We start from the raw sequence: 22,706 nt of genomic DNA, 5'->3' as shown, positions 1-22,706 counted from the left end.
TTTTTGTTTTGCGCTGTCCTTCCCCCGTGCCAACGCGGCCTAACGGCGTCGCTTCGCGAAATACGGATTGGTCACGCACTGCGCCGCCCGGCCGGACGCCACCGCCTTGCATTGGCCCATGGAGCCGAAGCGGCAGGAGATCGAGCTGCCGTCGGTGCCCCAGACCTGAAGGCAGATCGGGTATCTCGGGTCGTATGTTTGCGCCTCGGCGCCGGCGGCCGGGATCAGGGCGAGCAGGATCGAAACAGCTATCGCACGCATCGTGGCGCTCCCGGCCTGCTCAGGGCAGATCCTCCCGTCCCCGGCGCATCTCCCGCAAATAGTGATCCACCTGTTCCAGATTTTCATCGACGATTTCCCGCTGCGCCGATTGCTTGCGCCGTGTCGGCACCAGAAAGATCAGTCCGCTGACGAGGAAGGCGAACCCTCCAACCAGCAAGGCCAAGCCCAGCGCATCCATTGTCATCACCAGCAGCGGGGGTTGCGCGCTTCCAGAGCCTATCGAGCGTATCACCTTACCACAATCTCCCGGGAAGGGCCGGATTTGCCTGCGCCCGGGTCGCGCAAAACCTTTGCATTCTGCACCCGTAGCGCAAATGGCTTTCCGGTGTTCGCTCACCGCCGCTGTCGCGTCAGGCGTCTTCTGCGTCGGCCAGCGCCGTCAACGCGCCAAGCGTGAGCGTGTTTCCGAAGAGGTCCTTGATCAGGACGTCGGGATGCCCTTCTTCAGCCAGTTGCGCAGCCGTTGCGAGCGCCTCCCGGGCCGTTTCGACGATGACACCGAATGCGCCCAAGCCGCTCTGCGCATGGATGTTATAGGGCATGATCAGCTCACGTCCGGGGCCGGACGCGGCCCGTCTGCGGCGTTCGCCGCAGCACGGGCACGCCGCTCGCCGTTACGCTGGATCGCCGCGCCCGCACCGCCCGCCAGGCATGCACCTCGTCCTCAAGACGTTGCGCAAGGGCCCTTTGGAGTTGTTCGGCATCGCCCGGCAATTCAAGATGCGTTTCCATTGCCGTCACCTTTCAGGCAGCCGCCCGCCGCTCGCTCGAGCGCAGGCGCATCGGCTTGCCGCCCGGCGGATGGCGCGGGCCGCTGTCGTCCAGCGCGCGCAGCGCCTCCAGGATGTCGTCGATGTGAACGGGCGCCTTCAGCCCGTCGGGGGCGCGCAAGGCGGGGCAGGACGCGATCGCCGAAGCATCGGATGCCCAGGACGCCAGAATGGCGCGCTTCTCGGCGAGAGAGAGGTTCGGATGGGAAACAACATCCCGCGGATGCGTGAACACCGTGCCGGGATGAAGCAGAGAATTGAAGTCGAAGACGTTGTCGTGTTGAGCGGGCGTCGGCCGCATGGCTGCCTCCAATCGAAAGACGCGTTGATAGGGTGCCGCGCGGGAAGCTCCCGCGCGACGCGATCGGTCCTGGCCGCAGGTTGGTCAGGCGGCCTTGGCCTCGATCTGGCTCACCTTGCCTGCGCCGGCGATGGCGATACGGCGCGGCTTCATGGCTTCTGGGATCTCGCGCTGCAACTCGATGAGCAACAGTCCGTTCTCGAAGCGCGCACCCTTGACCTCGACATGGTCGGCCAGGGTGAATTGACGCTTGAACGAGCGGGTGGAGATGCCGCGATGCAGGAAAGTCTTCTCGTCCTTCTCGGTCTTGCGGCCTTCCAGCGTCAGGACGTTTTGCTCCATCGTCAGCGTGACCTCGTCCGGGGTGAATCCGGCGAGCGCCACCGAGATCTGGAAGCGGTTTTCGTCGAGCCGTTCGATATTGTAGGGGGGATAGGTCTCTTCGGCGGTCCGCTGGACCTCGTCGAGAACGTCAAACAGGCGGTCGAAGCCAATGGTCGACCTCCACAGGGGAGTCCAATCATACCTCATAGCCAAATCCTCCATAGAGCAAGTTGGGTACGAGCTGGCGCCGGACACCTTCCGGCGCCCGCCTCAAGTCGCGGGGCCCGACAGGCACCCCGGCCGCTTTGTCATGCGGCGATCGAAAAAATCGTCAGAGCGAAAAAAAGTTCAAGAGGGCGGCAAAATTTTTTTTGAGCCCCTCGGCGGGCTTGTGGTTAACCGGCACTTGCCGCCGGTCGCGCGGCCATTGCGGCTCGCTGCTGCTGGTTGATGCCGGATTGATCGGGTAGTTTGCCGGACATGGATCCAACCAGATTGCCAAGCTGGCTGCGCATCACGCTGGTCGCCGGGATTGTCGTTCTGGTCGCCGGCGCCAGCCTGTTTGCCTGGCGCTGGTATTACCGGCCGACGACGTTGACCATTGCGGTAGGGTCGTTCGACGGCGAGGCGAACAAGGTCGTGTCGGCGCTGGCGAGCAAGCTCGCGCAGCAAAAGGCGCCGGTGCGGCTCTCGCTGGTGGAAACAGCAAGCACCCTCGATTCAGCCAATGCCTTTTCGTCCGGCAAGGTCGATCTTGCGATTGTCAGGGGTGACGTCGGCGATCTCTCGCAGGCGTACGCCGTTGCGGTCGTGGGCCACGCGGTAGCGCTGTTGATGGCGCCGCCAGGTTCGACGATATCGGATATTGCGGGACTGAAACGCGTCGCAGTGGGCGTGATCGGCGGCAACATCGACAAGCGGCTCATCAAAGACCTGACCGACGAATACGACCTTGGCCAGGCGGGCGTGACCTTCAAAACGCTTGCGCTGCCGGACGTGCGCCGGGCGCTTGAAACGAAGGAGGTCCGCGCGATCCTGGTGATGACGCCGCTCACGGAAAAATACCTGTCGCTGCTGCGCGGCCTGTTTCCGCCGGGCGGCAAGTCGGGCCCGATAATGATTCCCATCGAACAGGCCGGAGCGATTGCGGGGAAGGACCGTGCCTATGAAAGTTTCGACGTGCCGAAAGGCACGCTGCGCGGATCGCCGCCCAATCCGTCCGACGATCTGACGACGCTCCGGACGTCCTTCTATCTCGTCGCGCAGAAGAAGCTCGACAGCGACCTGATCGCCGACCTGACGGAGTCGCTGATGAATGCCCGGCGGGACCTGCTGGCGGAATACCCACAACTGACCCACATCACGACGCCGGACACCGACGCGTCCGCCTATATTCCGCTGCATCCCGGCGCTGCCGCCTTCTACAACGGCACGCAGGAAAGCTTTCTCGACAAATGGGGCAACATCATCTTCCTCGTGCCGATGATCGCGGGCGGTCTTGCATCGGTGCTGGCAGCCGCCTGGAAATTCCTGCGCGCCGGCACGCCGCTCTCGCGCGAACAGGCGCTCGATGCGCTCTACACGCTGGGCCGCCGCATCCGCGCCAGCAATAGTGAAGCTGAGCTCGACGCGATCGAGAGCGAAATCGACCGGGTGCTGGAAGGGCAGCGGGCGAGGGAGGCCGCCGGCGAGGAGACGGCGCGCGATGTCGTCGCGCTCAACGTGGCGGCGCACCGGCTGGAAAACCTGATCCACGACCGCCGGCTGGTTCTGGCTTCGCAGCAAGCGACCCCGCCGTCACCAGCCTGAACGGCATGGCCGCCGTGATCGCAAGGGATGTCAGTATTTTTTGACGGCCGCACCCAAAGCGATCCACACGGCCGTGGCGACCAGCCCAAGCCCTCCCAGCAACAGGAAGACCGGCGTATAGCCGATCGCTTGCGCGATCCAGCCGCCGAGCGCAGGACTCAATGCCGCGCCCGCGCCTTGCACCGTGATGACCGCACCCTGCGCGAGATTGACGCGGCCGGTCCCGTTCAGCGAACGCGCCACCATCACGGGCACCGCCACGCTCTGCAATCCGATGCCGATACCGTCCAGAATCTGCAAGGGGACCACGCCCCACCACCCCGCAAGGAAATAGGCAAGGATTCCGCGCAGCGGCAGCACCAGAAACGACACCAGCATGATGAGCCAGTAATTGCGCTTTTCCGCGATGCGCATCGCAAGGATCGAGGCGATCACCATGACGCCCTGGGCGATCACGATCGTCGCGGCGACAAAGCTCGGCCCGTTGACCTGGCTGTCGGCGACGGCGGACATGCCGTAAAGCGGGGCAATCGCCGCATTGCCAAGGTGAAAGACGGCCAGCGCCAGCGCGAGCACCAGCAACGGTTTGTGTTTCAGCAACACGGTCAAACCGCTGGGTTGGCTTTCGGGATCGTCTTCCTTGCTGCCGCGCGCGACACGGTCATCAATCGAGTCGGCAGGGATCATGAGCACGCAGGCGATCGTGATGACACCGAACAGCGCCGCGAGCAGGAACACCGAAAAATATCCGAACTGCCAGCCGAGGTACCCGGACAGGGCCGCGCCAACCATGTTGCCGCCGTGATTGAAGGCCTGGTTGCGGCCGTTCTGCCGGTTGAAGCCTTTCTGTCCGACGATGCCGAGGGTGATGCCGGTCATCGCAGGGATGATCGCGGCGCCAGCGATCGAGGTCGCGATTTGCGATGCGGTGACCGCCCAGAAATTATGCCAGATCAGGATGATGGAAGAAGCCGCGACCACGGCGATGCCGGGCACGATCACCCAGACCCGCTTGCGACGTGAAGCATCGATGAGAGCGCCGACGGGCGTGGTGACCAGCATGCCGGCGATACTGCCCACCGTCATGGCGGTGCCGATCATGCCGGCGGCCCAGCCGCGCTCGAGCAGGAACACGCTGAGGAAGGGGCCGATGCCGGACTGCATGTCGGCCACAAAGAAGTTCACCGCGAGCAGCGGCCATAGCCGCGTTGCCTTGCCCTTCTGTTGTTGCGGGCGCTTGTCGGCCATTGCTGCGTGAGATGCTCCCTGGGGCATGATCCGGATGATGGCTTAATCGCGCCGCGTGCCGGGTTGTTCCTGCGCCGGCCAATGCCATTGGAACGGCATCGCCCCCTTCAGGCGTTGGGACTCTTTGGGGGCGAGATTGCCCGCGATGGCCAATCTGACGGGAACTTTTGGTGCCGTAGCGCGTTGTGCTGTATGACCTATGAAAACCGAATGAAGCCTGCCGCCAGCAGCATGGAGCGGGAGGCGAGATTGGAAAAGCAGCGCATCGAAGCCGAACAGGCGATGGCGGAGCGCAAGCGCGCGGACAATGCTTTCCGCGCAAACTACGAGCGTCTGAAGGCCGAACGGCTGGCCCGGGAAGCAGCACGGCAACAGTAATATAGCAAGAGTAGTGGAGCGAGGGCGGATGTACCCCTCGTGAAGTGAAGGCCTCCAGCGATTATCGCGGAGGCCTTTTGCTTTGCTGTTTCGGAAATGGCCTTAGCTGATTTAATCAGTGCCCGCCGCGCTCACCACGCATATCGCACCACGCCCTTGCCGGCGTAGGAGCGCGTCACGCTGGAGAACTCGCACTCGAAGCTGGCGAGCGCTGACCAGCCGTTCATCCACTTCACTTCGGCCGAGGCGGTCGTGAGTGCGGAGTTTGGCGCCTGCGCGGCGCCGTTCACCACAAAGCTTGAGCCGGGCAGGGTCTGGAAGGTCGCCGCGATATTGCGGTCGGGGTTGAAGTCGTGCGCCCATGCGGCGCGGCCGCGCAGCGTCAGCACCGCGCCGTCGAGCGCAAACGATTTGTCGGTGCGCAGGCCGAGCTCGCTGCGGGTGTTGGTGACGCTCTTTGAATTATAGGCCAGCGCAAAGGTGTTGTTGCCGGCCACAGCCTGCTCCGCATAGGCGGGAAGGTCGAAAGTGGTGAACTGGCCGGCGGCATAGGGCGTGAAGCCGACGCCGCCGATCCACGGCGCTACGAAGCGATAGCCGCCTTCGACGCGGCCCGACCAGGCGTTGGCGTTGAACTCGGCGCGCAGGCGATCGATGCCCGCCACCGTCACGGTGCGGTCGGTGGTGACGTCCTGCCAGCCATAGGCGAGGGCGCCGGCCACATAGCCTGCGCCGGTATTGTGCCGAACGAAGGCGCCGGCCTGGAACAGGTCGGAGCGGCCGCTGCCGCCGCCCGTCACGCCGAAATTGGTGCCGCCACCGGCGAGCGCAAAGCCCGCAATCGTGTTCGGAGAAAAACGGTAGTCGAACCCGACGGCGGTGCCGAACAGGCGGCTGGTGGTGTCGTTCGAACCCACGACCGCGTTGCCGCTCGTGCTCTGCGATCCGCCATAGGCCGCCGCCCACACGCTCCAGCGCGGATCGTAGGCCGCCGCAAGTGGCGCCTTGCGGTAGATCGCGGCATAGGCGTCGTTATTGGAGCGCTTGGCCGCATAAGCCAGCGCTTCTTCGTCTGCAAAGGCATTCGGTGCGCCGCCGGCGCTGGCGGCCGCGCCGCGCCCGTCGATGAAGGGATCGAGCAGCGTGCCCATGAACTGGTTCATGGCGTTGAACGTCGTCTGCTGCGTGCCGGTGGCGGTCTCGCCCGAGATCTGGGTCAGGCCGTTCTCCAGCGCGTTGCCCGAAAGATTGAAGATCGCGCTGAAGGCGTTGGAGAGATTGGCGCCGCCCAGCAACGCATTGTCGATCCCGCCGGCGACGTTCCTGTGATTGACCGGTGCGTTCGCCGACAGGACCGGCGAGAGCAGGCCGGGATCGACGGTCACCAGCACGTCGTTGCCGACATAGCTCAGAATAGCGTTGCGGGCGAAATTGCTGGTGCCGGCGACGCTCGCCGATGTGAAGGTGCCGTTCAGCGTTCCTGCGTTGATGATGGTATAGGTGGTTTTCTTCAGCAGCCGCTCCAGCGGATCGACCACGACCTTGCCGTCGATGTTGGCGGTGCCGGTGACGATGATCTTGTCGCTGGTCGTGCCTGTGACCTGCAACAGATAGATCGACGCCGAACTCAGCGCCAGGCTGCCGGTCGTGATGGTGCCCGGCGAGTTGCCGGGCGACAACGTGCCGTTGACGACGAGATTGCCGTAGGTGCCGTTGCCACCGAGCGTGCCGCCGGCCCCGACGATGACGCTGGCATTGGACATGTCGCCATTGAAGGTGAAGGCGCCGTCGACATTGAAGGTGCCGGCAAAATTCGAAGTGCCCGAAAAACTCCAGTTCGAGCCGGCCAGCGATGCAATGTTCGAGAAGCCGGAGAACTGCAAAAGGTTGACGGTCGCGGCCGTGGTGCCGCCGAGCTGCAAAATGCTGGTGCCATTGCCGACGACATTGCCGTTCACCGTGCTGCCCGACATCATCCGCAGCACGTCATTGGTGCCGCCGAACTGGATCGCGGTGCCGCCGGTGCCGGTGATGCCGCCGTAATTGACCAGCGTGGTGGTGCCTCCCGAAGTCGTGACACCGGTCACGCCGCTGATCGCCGCATTGCTGCCCGCCGTGATAAACATGTTGCCGGCATTGGTGCGGGTGACGCCGATGCCGGTACCCGTGCTCTGCACCCCGGCCAGTACCTCGATCTTCAGATCGCCGAGGCCGCCGCGCTGGGCGAAGATGCCGTAGCTGCCGGCAGCCGTGCCGTTGGCGATCACGTTGCCTTCGGTGCGCAGGGAAAGGGTGGCCGCGTTGGTGTCGTCGCTCATGAACAGGCCGCGCACGCCGATCGCGCCCGCGCTGGTGGAGTTGGCGGTCACGGTCCCCCTGCTGATGACGTCGGCGCCTCCCGCTCCTGCGGTGACACCCGCGGACGTGCTCCCGCGTGTCACGAAAATGCCGGTCGCAGCGCCGTCCGATGTCGCGGTCACATCGCCGTTGGCCCGGACGATGAAGGTGGTCGCATTGTCGAACGTGGAAAACGCTGAAGCGCCGACGGAGATTCCCGTGACGGTGCTGCCGGCGGCGTTGGCCGTGGCGGTGACGGCGCCGTCGGCGGTCAGCCGGAGCGTGCCGAGGCGGGATTGCGAGGCGCTGATGCCGAAAACGGTGGCGGCGGTGTCACCGATCGATGTCGCCGACACCGAACCGCGCAGGTTGACGTCGAACGGGACGACGCTATCGCGGTCGGTGCTGAGCGACACGCCGTTTACATGCGCCGCATCGCCGGCCCGGCCGATACCGGTCACCGTGACCGGTCCGTTGACGTTCAGCGTCGCCGAACCGTCAGTGGATGTACTTCCCAAAGTGGCGCCCAGGCCGGTGACGCGACCGCCGAGTGACGGACGGGGAGCGGCGGAGGCGTCGAATGTACCCGAGATGGCGCCGTTGAAGGTCGCGCTGTTGGTCCCGCCACCCCGGAGGCCGATCGAGGCAACACCGCCACCGTAGGAGGAGAAAGCCGCAACGGTGCCCGCGTTCACGTTGCCGTCAACGACAATGCTGCTGTTTGCACCGCCACCGCCTCCGACCGAGAGTGTGCCGGCGATGTTGCGCGTGTGAACGGTGGTGGTGCCCGTCCCGGCGTTGGACAGACTGACGTTGCCGGTGACGTCCTGATTGAGATTGATCCTGAATGCGCCGGTGCTCGCCTGATTGGTCGCCTCAACCCTGACGTCGCCGGTGACACCGGCGTTGGTCGTAAAATCGACGGTTCCGGTCCCCATCATTGACATGCTTATGCGGCCAAGAACGTTGCCGTCAGTCGTGAGACTGAGATTGCGTCCGGTGATCCTGCTGTTGCCCGCCAGCACGTATATGGCGTCCTGGTTGGCATCCGCCGCCGTGACTTCGCCGGTTCTGATCGTGAAGTCCGATTGTCCTCCCGTCCCGATATTGCGGGCAAAGACGAACCCAACCCGGCTGCCGACCGTGTTGATGTCGACGCTCCCGGAGGCCTCGGTCTCGACTGCGACAGAGGTTACGGTGCCGGAGGTTTGCGTGACGGAGACTGGGCCGCCAGATGATTTGATGCTCAGCGGTCCGACGACATCGGCCGACCCCGTATAGGTAACAGCACCGCTGGGGGTAAAGTTATAGATTAATATGGCCTCAAACGTGCTGTTGCGAATGCCGCCCGGGTCATTGTGATTGACGGTAACAGATTGAGAGGTGGACGCGCCGTTGGCCACCACGAGCATACCGCCCGTGATGCCGGCGCCGGCATTGATATTAACGGTCGTATCGACGCCGGACTGCGTATTGAGCGAGCCGCCTGAGGGATGGGCGGCATCGCAAAGCACATTGCCGGTGTTCACGCCCTGGCACGCGGCCAACGCATCCGACGCGCACGCCATCGCCACCAGGGATACCGAACCGAGCAGCGCGCCGCGCCACATGCCCAGCCTGCCGCCGAACGCTTCCATCACTTCCCCCAACCACCGCCGTAGCCTGCATTTTTCGTAGCGCAATGGCCGGGGAGCGTCTTCTCAACGCGTGCACGCTTTTGGCGAATGGACGGAATTGTGTTGGCCACAGCCGCTTTCTCGACGGGTGTTGCGGGCAGGCCACTTGCGCGTGGCGCGAACCGCCGCGCCCCGCGATTATTTAGTGTGACAGCGAAATGACCTCACAGCCACCGCAACAGCTTCGCACGGTGCGATCACGGGCGAGCGGGTAACCGCTCACCTTTTCTCAGCGGCAGCGCTGGTGACGAAGCCGGACGTCGCAGTCGCCGCCGTGACTTGTTTGCCGCGTTCGATAGAGGCCGTTTCATCGCCGCCAGGCCGATGCGTGAAGGTAGCGGCCACGGCAACTGCGATCGCCAGCGAATAGAAAACGAACAGTCCCGAAACCCACCGGCGGTAGGTCCGCCGGTCCTGTTCGCTGAGATCGTCAGGATATTTCGAAAAGCTTGTCCGACCTGTTGAAAATCTGTTCATCGTCAACCTCGTTCAGGTATTGTTTGAAAAATGCACGCATTCTCGCCCCTACCCCGAGCCGAAGTGCGCAAAGCTGTAAGCGAGCGCGCGACAATCGTCGTCATCCATTCAGGTGAGGCGCGCTGATCAAAAATTCTCGACGTCACCCGATGGGATGACGCGCCGGCATCGTCGAAAACCCTAGGGTCGAATCGAGGTCGGTAGCGCCGCGTGCGAGAATGCAATGACGCTTGCAGAAATCAGCCTGGGCACTTTCAGTGCTTTCAGCGGGTTGCGACTCGTATCCTATTTTCCCCAGATCTGGCGGGTGGCCCGTGACGGCAACGGCGCCTCCGCCATCTCATATTCCACCTGGCTGATGTGGACCGGCAGCCATGTGTCGACCGGCTGTTATGCCGCCATCAATCTCGGCGATCGCCTGCTCGCGGCCTGTAGCGGGCTCTATGCGATTTGTTGCATCGTGGTGATCGTCATCACGGCCATCAAGCGGCGTCGCCACACCGGTCTGATGAGCGCGGATGCTCCGCCCGCGCTCTGGAGCAGCTCGCTGAGGCCGGTAGCAAATACGCCGGCGAAAGGGACTTAGCGGTCGTCATTGGGAAACCGCATGGTCCCTATCGATGCCATGAGTCGTGCCAGCTCGGCCTGACGTCCCGTTGCCGTCTTGGCAAACACCCGGCGCAGGTGGGTCTTGATGGTGTTCGGCGATAATCCCAGCAATTGAGCCGTCTCGAACATCGTCTTTCCCGACGACGATGCCAGTGCGACGCGCGCTTCGGCCTGCGTCAGCCCGAAAGCGTCCATGATCCGCGCCAGCGGTATCGAATTGTGGTTCGCCGGGTCGATGATGAACACCAGCACGGCCGCGTCCTTCATGTTGAGGTCGGAAAACCGCCCCATATCCTTGCTGCGTACCGAGGAGACCAGGATCGTCAGGTGCTGGCCCGCGATGCAGCCCGGCATGCTCATGGATCCGCCGGCCGATCCCTCCAGCGCCGATCGGATCAGCCCGGCCAATCGCTGCGAATGCGGCTGCGAGTAAGTCGTAACGCATTGCCGCAGGCGCAGCGCCCCGCTTTCTTCAAGCGCCCGGGCCGCCGCGTTGGCAAACAGCAGGCGAGCCCGGCGATCGAGCAGCATCACCGCATCCGAGAGTTGCTCGAGCACCTCGAACGCGGCGCGCTGCATGGCCTGGTAGCTGTCGAGCTTGAATCCCAGCGTGATCGAGCGGCGCAAATGCGGCACCAGCCACTCGAACAGCTTTTGCTCGTCTGCTCCGAAAGCCCCCTGGCGCGAGCTGCGGCAGATATTGAAGGCCGCCCGGAAATCTTCTTTGGCCGCCAGCGCGATCATCGAATTGTGGGCGACATCCTGCGGCCGCAGAACCTCATCGAAGAAGGCCGTCGCGCGCAGTGCCGACATTTCGACCGCATCGTCGGAAAACACCACCCGGCCGACCGGCTGATGCTCCATGTGCTCCGACCACACATTTTGCATGTGCCGTTCCTGGTAGACGCGGTTGCATTCCTCGTCGAGCCGGCCGTTGTAGTCGAAGTAGACCCGGCTTGCAGTCAGCGACTGACCGAACAGGATTCCGCCCTGGCTGCGGGTCAAATCCGCGATCTCGGTAAGAACGCTGCTCCACAGTTCTTCCTCGGCAGCGGCGTCATAGACGAGATTGAGAATAGTTTCTGATCGTTTGTCTGAAATAATCACGATCGTCTCACCTTGTGGCGCGATCGCGCCAATGGAACCAGCGGACGTCAAACGCCGATCAATCTAAGGACGCGTTGTGACGATAATTTGGGTGATGCGCGCAATACCTCACCCAAATGGGTGGCTGCGCCAGCCGGCACAACGGCGCGCCTCACACGACAGAGCGATGACGGCGCGGAGTTCCCGATTCCTCAATAATCGAGATCGGACAGGAACGTGGTGTTGATGATCTCGAATTCGGAGTCTGCCCAGGTTTTCATCAATTCGGCGCGCACCGAACGGAACGATCCTGAATCCGAAAGCCGGCATTCGACCAGATCGTGGTCGATGCCGGAGATATCGAGTAGCTCGGTGAAGCTTGTTTGCCGATCCTCGCGGACCTCGGCTTCGGCGAAATAGACTGTGTGGTCGAATTTCCCGAGCGCCCAGCAAAACTGGACGCGAGTTCCATCCGCCGCCGACAATGCGGGAGCGGCCGGAACTGCGAGCAAAAGCCATTGGAGCACGAGGCTCGAAGCAATCGCGTTTCTGAGAGTCATCGCTTTTCGAAAGGCCTCCGCCTGCCGGTTTCCCGACTATGGATGGCGGAGGCGGCGGCGTAATCACCTCATCAGGTGATGCGCGCAAGATGGCTCGGCCCATGGTGGCTGCCGGCGCGAGAGCCTTGCCACGCCATTGGCGCGGGCAGTACCGCGGACGATCAAGCCGCCAGCGTAAACGCTTCATGCACGGACGATTGCACCGCGCCGCCGGTGACGGCGCCGCCGCCTGCGACGTAGATCGCATCGCCGATGGTGGTGGCGCCGACCGCATGGCGCGGCGTCAGCATCGGGGCGTGCGATTGCCAGGTGTTGGTCGCGGGATCATAGCTTTCCATCTGGCTGAACACGGCGCCTTGCGTGATCTGGCCGCCCTCGATCACGCCGTACTCGCCGCCCATCGCGAAGAAGCGGTCGCGGTAGACGACGAGGCCGTGGCCGGAGCGCGGCGTCGGCAGCGGCGCGCGCTCCTTCCAGGTGTCCTGCACGGGCAGGTACACATGGTGGAGATCGGTGTTGTATTCGAACACGTTGAAGCGGCCGCCGATGATGTGGATCATGCCGTTATGGGCGACCGCGCCGACATGGTCGCGCGCCGCCGGCAGCGCCTTGCGGATCTCCCACTTGTCTCCTTGCGGATCGTAGACCTCGTGCCAGCCGACGCTGGCGCGCTCCATGGTCGGCGCGCCGGCGCCGCCGATCAGATGGATCTTGCCGTCGAGCGCGACCGCCGCGGCGGCGCCGCGCGAGCGCGGCAGGGGCGCAATGGTGGTCCATTTGTCCGACGCGACGTCGTAGAAGAACGCATTCGGATCGGGATTGCGGTTTTGCTCGATGAAGCCGCCGAGCGCATAGATGCGCCCGGCATCCGCGACGACAGCGACATGATTGGCGCCGCGCGGCAAGGGGGCTGCGTTGAACCATCGGTCATCCCTGGGATCGTAGACATGGTGATAGGCGCGGTCGACGCGGCCCTCGCCATAGCCGCCGACGATATGCATGCGCCCGGCCCACGCCGTCGCCCAGGCCATCTCACTGCGCGGCAGCGGCAATGCCGCCTTCGGAGTCCAGCGGCCCGGCGGTCCCTTCGGCGCCGGGCTTCCCGTCTTGCGCTGGGCGATCTGCTCGGTGGTGAGATGATGCGGCGCGCCGCCCTGCAATCGTGAGAAGGGATCAGTCGAGGGTTTGGCCTCGGGCAGGGTGCTGCCGTGCCCGGCATGCTGGGCGAGCGCCGGCGTACAGAACGCCGCGCTTCCGGCTACGGCAACGAAGGCTCTACGGGTAAGCTTCGGCGTACTAGATGACATCTGCGCTTCTCGACTGGAGAGATCGATGTGAGCGGTTGTAGTCCGCGGCTGTGCATTTCATACCACAGCGTCAAGGGCTGATTTGCAAGTTAACCAGGCATACATGCTCTTCTCGGACGGAGATCCAGCCATGCCCTTTTGGACCTGCGAACAATGCGGCGCTCAGTTCCCTGAGAGCGACAAGCCGCCGGCATCATGCCCGATCTGCGAGGACGAACGGCAGTTTGTGAACTGGGACGGCCAGAAATGGCTGACCCGCGACGCGTTCGCAAAAAACCACAAGGTCGTCTGGCGCGACGATCTCGGCCTGCTTGGCATCGCCCTCGAGCCGAGATTTGCGATCGGGCAGCGCGCGCTGCTGATCCGCGAGACCGACGGTTGCGTGATGTGGGATTGCATTCCGCTGGCGACATCAGAAGCAATCGAGCACATCAAATCGCTTGGCGGCCTGAAGGGGATCGCGGTATCGCATCCGCATTTTTATGGTGCGGTCGCCGACTGGAGCGCGGCGTTCGGCGGCGTTCCGGTCTATCTGCATGGCGACGATGGAAAATGGGTCACGCGTCCGCATCCGTCGATCGTGCCATGGTCCGGCGACAGCCATCGCATATCGGATGACATCCTGCTGGTGCGCGCCGGCGGTCATTTTGCCGGCGCCACCATCCTGCACTGGCGCGCCGGTGCGGAGGGGCGCGGCGCGCTGCTCACCGGCGACGTTGCCATGGTGGCGATGGACCGCCGCTCGCTCAGCTTCATGTACAGTTTTCCGAACTACATTCCGCTGAACGCGGCCGCGGTGCGCGCCATCGCAAGCGCAATCGCGCCGCTGGCGTTCGACCGCGTCTATGGCGCCTGGTGGGGCCGCAATATCGCATCGGGCGCCAAGGCGGCGTTCGATGCGTCCGTGCGGCGATATCTCGCGGCAATCGCCGGCTAGGCGTGTTCCGGCGCGGAGCGGCCCCGGCAAGTCTTGCCAGCCCGGATGCCATTGTTATATCGGGGCTTTCCACCTACCGTCTATTTTGCGTTCCAGTGAGCCACGCCATGTCCGATACCGACACCGCCCCTGTCTCCCAGCCGTTCCAGGCCGAGGTCGCCGAACTCCTGCACCTGATGGTGCATTCGGTCTATTCCGAGACCGACATTTTTCTGCGCGAGCTGATCTCGAACGCGTCGGATGCCTGCGACAAGCTGCGTTATGAGGCGATTGCCTCGCCCGAGCTGATCGCCGACGGTGCGCCGCCAAAAATCTGGATCAGGCCGGACAAGAAGGCTGATACGCTGACCGTGGCCGACAGCGGCATCGGCATGGACCGGCAGGAGCTGATCGATAATCTCGGCACCATCGCGCGTTCCGGCACCAAATCCTTTCTCGCGCGGCTGACCGAGGCCAAGGACGGCGCCAACCTGATCGGCCAGTTCGGCGTCGGCTTCTACGCCGCCTTCATGGTGGCCGAGCGCATCGTCGTCACCAGCCGCCGCGCCGGCTCCAATCAGGTCTGGACCTGGTCGTCGTCGGGCGGCAGCGGCTTTGAAGTCGCGCCCGCCAGCGATGAGGATGCTAAACGCGTCACGCGCGGCACCGAGATCGTGCTGCACCTGAAAAAGGATGCGCAAAAGTATCTCGAGACCTATGAGATCGAGCGCATCGTGCGCGCCTATTCCGACAACATCCAGTTTCCGATCGAGCTGGTCCCGGAGGAGGGCGAGCCGCGCCAGATCAATTCGGCCAGCGCGCTGTGGCAGCGGTCGAAATCGGAGCTGACGGCCGAAGACTACAAGCAGGCTTATCAATCCATTGCCGGCGCCTTCGACGAGCCCGCGATGACGCTGCACTACCGCGCCGAGGGCCGCCAGTCCTATGCGGTGATGCTGTTCGCGCCCTCGACAAAGCCGTTCGACCTGTTCGACCAGGCGCGCAAGGGCAAGGTGAAGCTTTACGTTCGCCGCGTCTTCATCGCCGACGATGCCGAGCTGTTGCCGGCCTATTTGCGCTTCATCCGCGGCGTGATCGACAGCGAAGACCTTCCGCTCAACATCTCCAGAGAGATGCTGCAAAACAATCCGCAGCTCGCGCAGATACGCAAGGCCGTAACCGGCCGCGTCATCGGCGAGCTGGAAAGCCTCGGCGAGAAGGAGCCGGAGGCGTTCGCAAAAATCTGGGACGCATTCGGCCCGGTCATCAAGGAAGGCATCTGGGAAGATTTTGAGCGCCGTGAAAAGCTGCTGGCGCTATCACGCTTCACCACTACGACAGGCGAGAAGCGCTCGCTCAAGCAATATGTCGCGGAGTTCAAGCCGAACCAGACCGAGATCTATTATCTGGTCGGCGACAGCATCGATCGCCTGAAATCCAACCCAAAGCTGGAATCGGCAAAGGCGCGCGGCATCGAAGTGCTGCTGCTGACCGATCCGGTCGATGCGTTCTGGACCGCGGCGCCGCTCGATTTCGACGGCAAGCCGCTGAAATCGTTGAGCCAGGGCGATATCGATTTCGGCCTGATCCCGCTGCTCGACGACAAGTCCGAGGACAAGGCGGAAGCCGCCGCCGACGAGGCGATGACGGTCGCCGTGATCAAGGATGCGCTCGGCGAACGCGTCTCCGACGTGCGCGCCTCGCAGCGGCTGACCTCGAGCGCATCGTGCCTCGTCGCCTCGGGCGAGGCGCGCGACCGCGCGCTGGAGCGGCTGCTGGCGCAGCACGACAAGAGCGCGATCCAGAAGCCGGTGCTGGAAATCAACCTGAAGCATCCGCTGGTCGCGGCGATCACCGAAGCAAAGGATTCGGCAAAGGATCTGTCGTTCCTCCTCCTGGAACAGGCGCAAATCCTCGACGGCGAATTGCCGGAGGACCCGGCGGCGTTTGCGAACCGGCTGAATCGGCTGGTGCTGCGGGGAGTCAAACTCTAGCTCGCTCGGCCGAACCGGATTCCAAACGCGCCCGTATCTGCTAGACAATGTTGGCAAACGGGGCCCGCATCGCGATGGCAAACGCTACCGACAGCTTTTACGGGCGCATCCCGGTCTTTCGCGGCTTTGCCAGCCTGATGGACCCAAAGCTGTATTCGCCGCTGCCGGATGACTGGTGCATCGGTGTTGCCGACATCGTGGACTCGACCAAGGCGATCGCGAACCAGCGCTACAAGGCGGTCAATGTAGCGGGTGCCGCCGTGATCGCGGCCGTCACCAATGCGCTGGGCGGACGCGAGTTTCCTTTCGTGTTCGGCGGCGATGGCGCGAGCTTTGCGGTGGCGCCTGACGACCTCGATTCCGCGCGCGAAGCGCTGGCGGCGACGGCGGCCTGGGCGAAAGAGGACCTCGACCTCGTGATGCGGGTGGCGCTGGTGCCGGTCTCGGCGGTGAGGGCGCAAGGGCTCGATGTCCGCGTTGCGCGCTTTGGGCCGTCGGCGAATCTTTCCTACGCGATGTTTTCCGGCGGCGGGCTCGGCTGGGCCGATGCGGCGATGAAGCGCGGCGAGTTCGCGGTGCCGCCTGCGCCCGCAGGCACGCAGCCGGATTTGTCGGGCCTGTCGTGCCGGTTCGAGGAAATCCCCGCGCGGCAGGGGGTGATCCTCTCGGTGCTGGTGATGCCCGCGCGCGGCGCCGATCCAAACGCCTTTCGCAAGGTGATCGAGGACGTCATCAACCGCGTCGAACGCAGCCCGGATGCGGGACGGCCGGTGCCGCCGGACGGGCCGCCGCTGAAATGGCCGCCGGCCGGCCTCGAATACGAGGCCCGCGCCGCGCGCGGCGGTCCGCTTCTGATGCGGCGCACCTTTGTGCTCGCCTTCACGTTCTGGGCCTATGTGATCATGCGTTTCGGCATCAAGGTCGGCAATTTCGTGCCGAAGGTTTACCGGCAGCAAGTGGTGGAAAATTCCGACTTCCGTAAATATGACGACGGCTTGCGGATGATCCTGGATTGCACGCCCGAGCTGGAGGCCGAGCTGTCGCAGCGCCTTGCGGCCGCCGCCTCAAGCCGCATCGTGCGCTACGGCCTGCACCGGCAGGATGCGGCAATGATGACCTGCTTCACGCCATCGGTGATGCGCAGCGACCATGTGCATTTCATCGATGGCGCACGCGGCGGCTATGCCTCGGCGGCAACCGCGCTGAAGGCGATGGCCGCGTGATCCTCATGGTGAGGAGGCGCGCAGCGCCGTCTCGAACCATGAAGGCCCGTCTGCGGCCTTCATCCTTCGAGACGCGCGCAAGAGCGCGCTCCTCAGGATGAGGAGAAGGAACGATTAATTCCCTACCCGCGTCCAGTTTTCGCCGCCGCAGATCGCGCCGACGCAGCCTTCGACGCGCAGGCTGCCCGAGCCCGCCATCGAGACGTGGCTTTCATAGGTGCCGCCGTCGTCGGCATTGTAGATGTGGCCGGACCATCGGTTGGGTGCCGACGGCCGCATCCCCGAAAACAGCGGCAGCCCGATCACGGGCCGCGTCTTCAGCGCGGGATTGGGATTCTTGTCGTCGACCTGCGGCCGGCCGGTCGCCGAATCGATCGGCTCGCGCAGCCACACGATGACACCGCAAATCCCGCCGCCGCATTTGCTGACGCGCACCCGCGCATCGCCGGCCTGGGTCTGCCAGATGCCGATCGGCTCAGCCCCTTGCGCCCGTGCAGGCGACGCGCCGAACAACACGGCGATGACCCCAACGATAAAGCCGAATCGCGTCATAACCCCCTCCTGAAAACCGGGGGCCTGAATATCAATAAATCCGGCTTGCGCAATGCTGGAAACGGCCGCAGGGCCGCGTCATTTTCCCCAGCGGGTCAGCCGCACCGAAAGCGCCGTCGTCAGCCCGAACACCACCATCGCACCGCCAACCAGCGCGAACAGCGTCCAGGCCTCGGCACCCGACGAGGCAAGCCACCAGCCGCCGACCGCGACCAGCAGGAGGCGCAAGGTGCCCGACAGCACCGGGCCCAGCATCTTCGCCGCACCCTGCGAGGAGAAATAGAGGCACGTCCCCATGCCGAAGAATCCGAACGCCGGACCCGCCCAGGCGAAATAGGAATAGGCGGCCTGCGTCACGCCGGGATCGCTGGTGAACAGCGAAACCCAGAGCGAGGGCTTGATGGCAACAATGACGCCGAGCAGACCGAGGCTCAGGCCTGCCGCAGCGCCCGCCGTCCAGGCCACTTTTCGCGCACGGCTGACGAGGTCCGCGCCCATCGCCATGCCGACCATCGGCACCGAGGCGACGCCGAACGCGAACGAGATCGGCACCAGCAAGAATTCCAGCCGCGAGCCCATGCCATAGCCGGCAAGCGTCACGGTGCCGAACCCGGCGAGGATCTTCGTGAAGATCAGGATCGTCAGCACGGTTTGCAGTGGCGACAGACAGGAAATCGCGCCGACCTTGAGGATGTCGAGGAACATGTCGCGCTGGAACGCAAAATTCCTCAGGTTCAGCTTCAACCGGCTGCGTCCGCTGGCAAGATACCAGATCAGGAAAATGGCTCCGAGCGTGAAGGCGATGAGCTGACCGGCCGCGACGCCGCGCATGCCGAAGGATGGCACGCCGAACAGGCCGAGCCCGAATGTGCCCCCGACCACTACCTGGATGATCGCAACCGCAATCAGCACGGCCGACGGCGCGCGCATGTCGCCGGTGCCGCGCACCACGGAAGCCAGCGTATTGACCAGCCAGATCGACACCGCGCCGGAGAACAGCACCTGCGAATAATGCATCGCCTGTTCGAGCACCGCGCCGCTGCCGCCGAGCAGCGCATAGAAGGCGCGGCCGAACACCAGCATCATCACCGTGAAGAACAGTCCTGCCAATGTGCCGATGATCGCCGCATGCAGCGCCAGCGTCGCCGCGCGTTCGCGGTTGCCCGCGCCGAGCGCGCGGCTGACCGCCGACGACACGCCGCCCCCCATCGCGCCCGCCGACATCATCTGCGTCAGCATCACGAACGGAAACACCAGCGCAATGCCGGCCAGCGGTTCGACGCCGAGCCGGCCGATATAGGAGGTCTCGGCGACCGCGACGAGGGCAGTGGCGAACATCGCGATCGAATTGGGCAGGGCCAGCTTCAGCAGCGTCGGCAGGATCGGCGCGGTCAACAGCGCGTTGACGGGAGCTGCCGGCGGACGCGCATCAACAGAAGCTTCGATGGTCATGCGTCCCCGGCCTGCCGGAGCGAATTCCGCCCGGCGCAATAGATTATGGACGACATATTATAGACGGTGCGGGCGGCAAACTATCCCCTGCCGCGCAGAGGTCACCACGGCAGGCCGCATAGGTCGACGACGCCCCGCAGCGGTGAGCGGCGGATATGGAAGATATACGGCGTCAGGACATCGAAACGGAGACGGCCCTTCTCCGGCTGCTCGGCATAGACCTCGCCCTCATAGAGCTGCCAGCCGCGCGCCGCGTAGAACGGCGCGTTGTGCGGTTCGCAGAACAGCATGCCGAAATCGATCGCGCCCTCGTGGCGCAGCGTCTGCACGGCGGCATTGAGCGCGATGCTGGCATGGCCGTGGCGGCGGCAATCCTCGCGGGTTGCGACGGCGCCGATGCCGCCGGCGCGCAGCTTGCGCCCGTTCCATGTCACTTCGCGCCGGAAAATGCCGACGTGGCAGAGCAGGCCCTGCTCCTCGGATTGCACCAGCACCCGCAAATCGGCATGGGCAAATACCACCTCGCCCCATGGCAGCTTTTGCAGCACATGCGGCGGCCAGACCGCCTCCATCAACGGCTCAGCCACCGGCCAGGACGCATCCCCGTTCAAGACCTCGATTTCGATGCTCATGCTCGATTCCCACACGATGCCCGGGTGCCGCCATAGCCGATCGGTGACGGAAATCACAGATGGCGGCGCCTCGCCTTGCTGTGATGTGGGCAAATGATATGATTCCACGATCGGAAACTGGGGAACTCGATGCGCCGGCTCGCCACCTTGATCGTTGCCATGCTGGCAATTGGTCTTGCCAGCCGGTCCGCGCTCGCCGACAAGCGCGTCGCCTTCGTGGTCGGCAATTCCAGCTACCAGAACGTGGTCGCGCTGGCCAATCCCGCCAACGATGCCGCCGCCGTCACCGACATGTTCAAGAAGGCCGCCTTCGACGTCGTCGAAACCCGCCGCGACCTGAAGAATTCGGAAATGCGGCGCGCCTTGCGCGACTTCACCGAAAAGGCGCGCGATGCCGATATCGCCGTCATCTATTATGCCGGTCACGGGCTCGAGGTGGACGGCACCAACTATCTCGTGCCCGTCGACGCCGTGCTGGAGCGCGATACCGACGCTTATGACGAGGCCATTTCGCTCGACCGCATCCTACAGGCGATCGAGCCGGCCAAGCAGTTGCGGCTCGTCATCCTCGATGCCTGCCGCGACAATCCTTTCGCGAAGACGATGAAACGTATGGTGGCCTCGCGCGCGCTCGGCCGCGGGCTCGCCGGTGTCGAGCCGTCGCGGCCGAACACGCTGATCGCGTTCGCGGCCAAGGGCGGATCGACCGCCGCCGATGGCGACGGCCGCCACAGTCCCTTCACATCGGCCTTGCTGGCGCATCTGGCCAAGCCCGGGCTCGAACTCGGCAAGGCATTCCGCCTGGTGCGCGATGACGTCATGAAAGCCACCGGCAACCGGCAGGAGCCGTTTGTCTATGGTTCGCTGGGCGGCAACGATGTTTCGCTGGTGCCGGCGCCGGCAGTCGCGGCGCCGCCCGTGGTCGCCGATCCCAATGCAGGTGTCCGCAGAGACTATGAACTGGCCGAGCGCGTCGGCACGCGGGAGGCGTGGGATTCCTTCATCGCCGCCCATCCGTCCGGCTTCTACACCGAGCTAGCGAAAGCCCAGCGCAACAAGCTCGCGGCGGAAGCTACCCGGGTTGCCGCCGCCGAGAAGGCGCGGCTGGCCGCGGAAGAGCAGGCGAGGTTAGCCGCCGAAGGCGCCAGGGCCGCCGAACAGGCCAAGGCCGCGCAGCAGGCCAAAGCGGCCGAAGAAGCGAAACTGGCCGCCGAGAAGCAGAAGCGCATCGAGGAAGAAAAGGTCGCCGCCGCCGAGAAGGCCAAGGCGGCCGCTCAGGCCAAGGCAGAGGAGGACGCCCGCAAGGCCGCCGAGAAAAAGGCGGCAGACGACGCCAAGCTCGCCGCCAAGGTAGCCGAGGAGGCCCGCAAGACGGCAGAGAAGCAGCAGGCCGACGAGGCGCGGCTTGCCGCCGAACAGGCGCGGAAAGCGGAAGAGGGCAGGAAAGCGGAGGAAGCCAAGGTGGCTTCGCTTGCGCCGCAGGAAAGCCGCACGTCGCAGCCGGCACCCCCCGATATCCCCCGCCTGTTGCAGGCCGAATTGAAGCGCGTCGGCTGCAAGACCGGCGACGTGAGCAGCGAGTGGAATGAATCGGCGCGCAAGGCGCTGTCATCGTTCAACAACAATGCCGGCACCAAGCTCGACATCAAGCTCGCCAGCATCGATGCGCTCGACGTGGTGAAATCGAAAACCGGCCGCGTCTGTCCGCTCGCCTGCGAGCGCGGCTACCGCGCCAGCGGCGAACAATGCGTCAAGATCACCTGCGACGACGGCTACGTGCTCGGCTCCAACGGTGCCTGCCAGAAGCGGCCGCCGAAGGTCACGCAGCAGCGTGAGCGCCGCGCGCCCGCCTCGGGCCGGCGCGGCGGCAAGTGCTTCGTCGCCAACGGCATGTCGTTCTGCGAATAGCGGGGGCGCCCCGCAATCGTTGCCGATCAGTAGCTGGTGCACTGGGTCCGGGTGATGACCGGACGCGAGCAGTAGGAAAGGCCGGAGCCGTTGTAGAAGGTATACTGCTTCTTGCCGGGCTTCAGCCGCTGGTCGATCGTCATCGTGCAGGCAGCGCCGCGAATGGTCATCGTGATGATGATCTGGTTGTTCGGATAATCCCGCACCGCCCGCAGCGTATGCCGTCCGACCACATGCAGCGAGGCCGAGCCCGCCGGCGCCTCCATCGCCTTGCCGCCGAGTTTGGCCTGGTACTGCACCTGGCCCTCGACCGTGGAATTCATGTTGAGTGTCGCGCTGCGGTCGGTCGACAGCACGCCTTCTCCCTCGCCACGAATCGGAAAGTTCGTGATCGGCGGGTTCTGGCAGGTCGCAAGGCCCTCGAAGGTGAACCGCGCCCTGACCTGGCCGGCCGCTTCGCTGGGCGCAGATGTTGTAAGGATGGTGGCGGCCAACGCCGCACCGAACGAAATCGTCTTCAGCCCCATGGATGTACCCCCGGCAAAATAGCTACAATAACGCGCCGGATTAAATGCGAAGGACTGGTTGTTTGCAATTCGTCCTTACGCGCAATCGGCGATGGAGACCGTATCGAACCGCGAAGGCCGGCGCCGGCAATACCAGGCGCGCTGCGACAATCCGGGCGCTTCCGCAGGATCGATCCGGCATGTCGTCGATCGATCGCGTAAGCAATTCATTCCAAATGATATTTTGCTGCCGCCGGATGTGACCATCCATGCCCCGCGCGGCGCCTGTTTTCCAAAATTTGCAGGTGTCGAAGGCCGCTGGAACCTTCTATAAGGAGTTCCCGTTACCCCCCGTCTCC

The 22,706-nt window shown here is 64.3% G+C and carries 22 protein-coding genes; 7 read left to right on the top strand and 15 right to left on the bottom strand.

Annotated elements, in window-relative coordinates; all coding sequences use genetic code 11:
- Positions 1 to 39 precede the first annotated feature (39 nt).
- The 5 genes from JQ628_RS07875 to JQ628_RS07855 form a co-directional block, all read right to left on the bottom strand.
- Positions 40 to 261 (bottom strand): DUF3551 domain-containing protein, encoded by a 222-nt coding sequence (locus tag JQ628_RS07875; RefSeq protein ID WP_212221609.1) that lies wholly within the window; start codon positions 259 to 261, stop codon positions 40 to 42.
- A 19-nt stretch (positions 262 to 280) separates the two neighbouring features.
- Positions 281 to 460, bottom strand: a complete 180-nt coding sequence (locus tag JQ628_RS07870) for a hypothetical protein (protein ID WP_212221607.1) — start codon at positions 458 to 460, stop codon at positions 281 to 283.
- 172 nt (positions 461 to 632) lie between these two features.
- Positions 633 to 824 carry a hypothetical protein gene (locus JQ628_RS07865; RefSeq protein WP_212221605.1) on the bottom strand — a complete coding sequence of 64 codons (192 nt, stop codon included), beginning with the start codon at positions 822 to 824 and terminating at the stop codon, positions 633 to 635.
- Between the two features lie 202 nt (positions 825 to 1,026).
- Entirely contained in the window at positions 1,027 to 1,353 is a 327-nt protein-coding gene (locus tag JQ628_RS07860) for a hypothetical protein (RefSeq protein ID WP_212221602.1), read from the bottom strand.
- 84 nt (positions 1,354 to 1,437) lie between these two features.
- Entirely contained in the window at positions 1,438 to 1,884 is a 447-nt protein-coding gene (locus tag JQ628_RS07855) for an Hsp20 family protein (RefSeq protein ID WP_212221601.1), read from the bottom strand.
- 273 nt (positions 1,885 to 2,157) lie between these two features.
- On the opposite strand from JQ628_RS07855, the gene JQ628_RS07850 reads away from it, so the two are divergent.
- The gene (locus JQ628_RS07850; RefSeq protein ID WP_212221599.1) at positions 2,158 to 3,486 is read left to right on the top strand and encodes a TAXI family TRAP transporter solute-binding subunit; all 1,329 of its coding nucleotides are present in this window, start codon (positions 2,158 to 2,160) and stop codon (positions 3,484 to 3,486) included.
- Positions 3,487 to 3,516: 30 nt separating this feature from the next.
- Here the strand turns inward: JQ628_RS07850 and JQ628_RS07845 are convergent, their stop codons facing one another.
- Positions 3,517 to 4,734 carry an MFS transporter gene (locus JQ628_RS07845; protein ID WP_212221597.1) on the bottom strand — a complete coding sequence of 406 codons (1,218 nt, stop codon included), beginning with the start codon at positions 4,732 to 4,734 and terminating at the stop codon, positions 3,517 to 3,519.
- Between the two features lie 210 nt (positions 4,735 to 4,944).
- On the opposite strand from JQ628_RS07845, the gene JQ628_RS07840 reads away from it, so the two are divergent.
- Positions 4,945 to 5,112: a hypothetical protein gene (locus tag JQ628_RS07840; RefSeq protein WP_249127603.1), complete on the top strand. Its 168-nt coding sequence runs from the start codon at positions 4,945 to 4,947 to the stop codon at positions 5,110 to 5,112.
- A gap of 131 nt (positions 5,113 to 5,243) precedes the next feature.
- Here JQ628_RS07840 and JQ628_RS07835 read toward each other — a convergent pair whose 3' ends face one another.
- Together JQ628_RS07835 and JQ628_RS07830 are read right to left on the bottom strand one after the other, a co-directional pair.
- A complete protein-coding gene (locus tag JQ628_RS07835; RefSeq protein WP_212221593.1) occupies positions 5,244 to 9,086 on the bottom strand; it encodes an autotransporter outer membrane beta-barrel domain-containing protein in 3,843 nt (1,280 codons plus the stop codon).
- A gap of 258 nt (positions 9,087 to 9,344) precedes the next feature.
- Positions 9,345 to 9,602: a hypothetical protein gene (locus tag JQ628_RS07830; protein ID WP_212221591.1), complete on the bottom strand. Its 258-nt coding sequence runs from the start codon at positions 9,600 to 9,602 to the stop codon at positions 9,345 to 9,347.
- Between the two features lie 223 nt (positions 9,603 to 9,825).
- Here JQ628_RS07830 and JQ628_RS07825 point away from each other — a divergent pair, with 223 nt between their 5' ends.
- Complete coding sequence (locus tag JQ628_RS07825; protein WP_212221589.1) at positions 9,826 to 10,188, top strand: hypothetical protein; 363 nt, start codon at positions 9,826 to 9,828, stop codon at positions 10,186 to 10,188.
- On the opposite strand, the gene JQ628_RS34825 is transcribed toward JQ628_RS07825, so the two are convergent.
- From JQ628_RS34825 to JQ628_RS07810, 3 genes are all read right to left on the bottom strand, one after another.
- On the bottom strand, positions 10,185 to 11,318 hold the full coding sequence (locus tag JQ628_RS34825) for a helix-turn-helix transcriptional regulator (RefSeq protein ID WP_212221587.1): 1,134 nt from the start codon (positions 11,316 to 11,318) through the stop codon (positions 10,185 to 10,187). The genes JQ628_RS07825 and JQ628_RS34825 overlap by 4 nt on opposite strands.
- 191 nt (positions 11,319 to 11,509) lie before the next feature.
- Entirely contained in the window at positions 11,510 to 11,857 is a 348-nt protein-coding gene (locus tag JQ628_RS07815) for a hypothetical protein (protein ID WP_212221585.1), read from the bottom strand.
- A gap of 161 nt (positions 11,858 to 12,018) precedes the next feature.
- Positions 12,019 to 13,164: a Kelch repeat-containing protein gene (locus tag JQ628_RS07810; protein ID WP_212221582.1), complete on the bottom strand. Its 1,146-nt coding sequence runs from the start codon at positions 13,162 to 13,164 to the stop codon at positions 12,019 to 12,021.
- Positions 13,165 to 13,294: 130 nt separating this feature from the next.
- Between JQ628_RS07810 and JQ628_RS07805 the strand changes: the two genes are divergently transcribed.
- The 3 genes from JQ628_RS07805 (at position 13,295) to JQ628_RS07795 (ending at position 17,297) form a co-directional block, all read left to right on the top strand.
- A complete protein-coding gene (locus JQ628_RS07805; protein WP_212221580.1) occupies positions 13,295 to 14,101 on the top strand; it encodes an MBL fold metallo-hydrolase in 807 nt (268 codons plus the stop codon).
- Positions 14,102 to 14,208: 107 nt separating this feature from the next.
- Positions 14,209 to 16,074, top strand: coding sequence for a molecular chaperone HtpG (htpG, locus tag JQ628_RS07800; protein ID WP_212221578.1), 1,866 nt, complete (start codon positions 14,209 to 14,211; stop codon positions 16,072 to 16,074).
- A 74-nt stretch (positions 16,075 to 16,148) separates the two neighbouring features.
- Positions 16,149 to 17,297, top strand: coding sequence for a DUF3095 domain-containing protein (locus JQ628_RS07795; RefSeq protein WP_212221576.1), 1,149 nt, complete (start codon positions 16,149 to 16,151; stop codon positions 17,295 to 17,297).
- 114 nt (positions 17,298 to 17,411) lie between these two features.
- Here the strand turns inward: JQ628_RS07795 and JQ628_RS07790 are convergent, their stop codons facing one another.
- The 3 genes from JQ628_RS07790 to JQ628_RS07780 all read right to left on the bottom strand — a co-directional run bounded on the left by JQ628_RS07790 (position 17,412) and on the right by JQ628_RS07780 (position 19,933).
- Positions 17,412 to 17,849 (bottom strand): DUF2147 domain-containing protein, encoded by a 438-nt coding sequence (locus JQ628_RS07790; protein ID WP_212221573.1) that lies wholly within the window; start codon positions 17,847 to 17,849, stop codon positions 17,412 to 17,414.
- A gap of 78 nt (positions 17,850 to 17,927) precedes the next feature.
- Entirely contained in the window at positions 17,928 to 19,301 is a 1,374-nt protein-coding gene (locus tag JQ628_RS07785; RefSeq protein ID WP_212221571.1) for an MATE family efflux transporter, read from the bottom strand.
- A gap of 101 nt (positions 19,302 to 19,402) precedes the next feature.
- Positions 19,403 to 19,933 carry a GNAT family N-acetyltransferase gene (locus tag JQ628_RS07780; protein ID WP_212221569.1) on the bottom strand — a complete coding sequence of 177 codons (531 nt, stop codon included), beginning with the start codon at positions 19,931 to 19,933 and terminating at the stop codon, positions 19,403 to 19,405.
- 129 nt (positions 19,934 to 20,062) lie between these two features.
- Here JQ628_RS07780 and JQ628_RS07775 point away from each other — a divergent pair, with 129 nt between their 5' ends.
- Positions 20,063 to 21,841 carry a caspase family protein gene (locus JQ628_RS07775; RefSeq protein ID WP_212221567.1) on the top strand — a complete coding sequence of 593 codons (1,779 nt, stop codon included), beginning with the start codon at positions 20,063 to 20,065 and terminating at the stop codon, positions 21,839 to 21,841.
- Positions 21,842 to 21,867: 26 nt separating this feature from the next.
- Here the strand turns inward: JQ628_RS07775 and JQ628_RS07770 are convergent, their stop codons facing one another.
- Positions 21,868 to 22,368 carry a hypothetical protein gene (locus JQ628_RS07770; RefSeq protein ID WP_212221565.1) on the bottom strand — a complete coding sequence of 167 codons (501 nt, stop codon included), beginning with the start codon at positions 22,366 to 22,368 and terminating at the stop codon, positions 21,868 to 21,870.
- Positions 22,369 to 22,706: the final 338 nt, after the last annotated feature.

It is taken from the genome of Bradyrhizobium lablabi, from assembly GCF_018129385.1.
Taxonomy (GTDB): Bacteria; Pseudomonadota; Alphaproteobacteria; order Rhizobiales; family Xanthobacteraceae; genus Bradyrhizobium; species Bradyrhizobium lablabi_C.
This window is presented reverse-complemented; position numbering and strand designations above follow the sequence as displayed.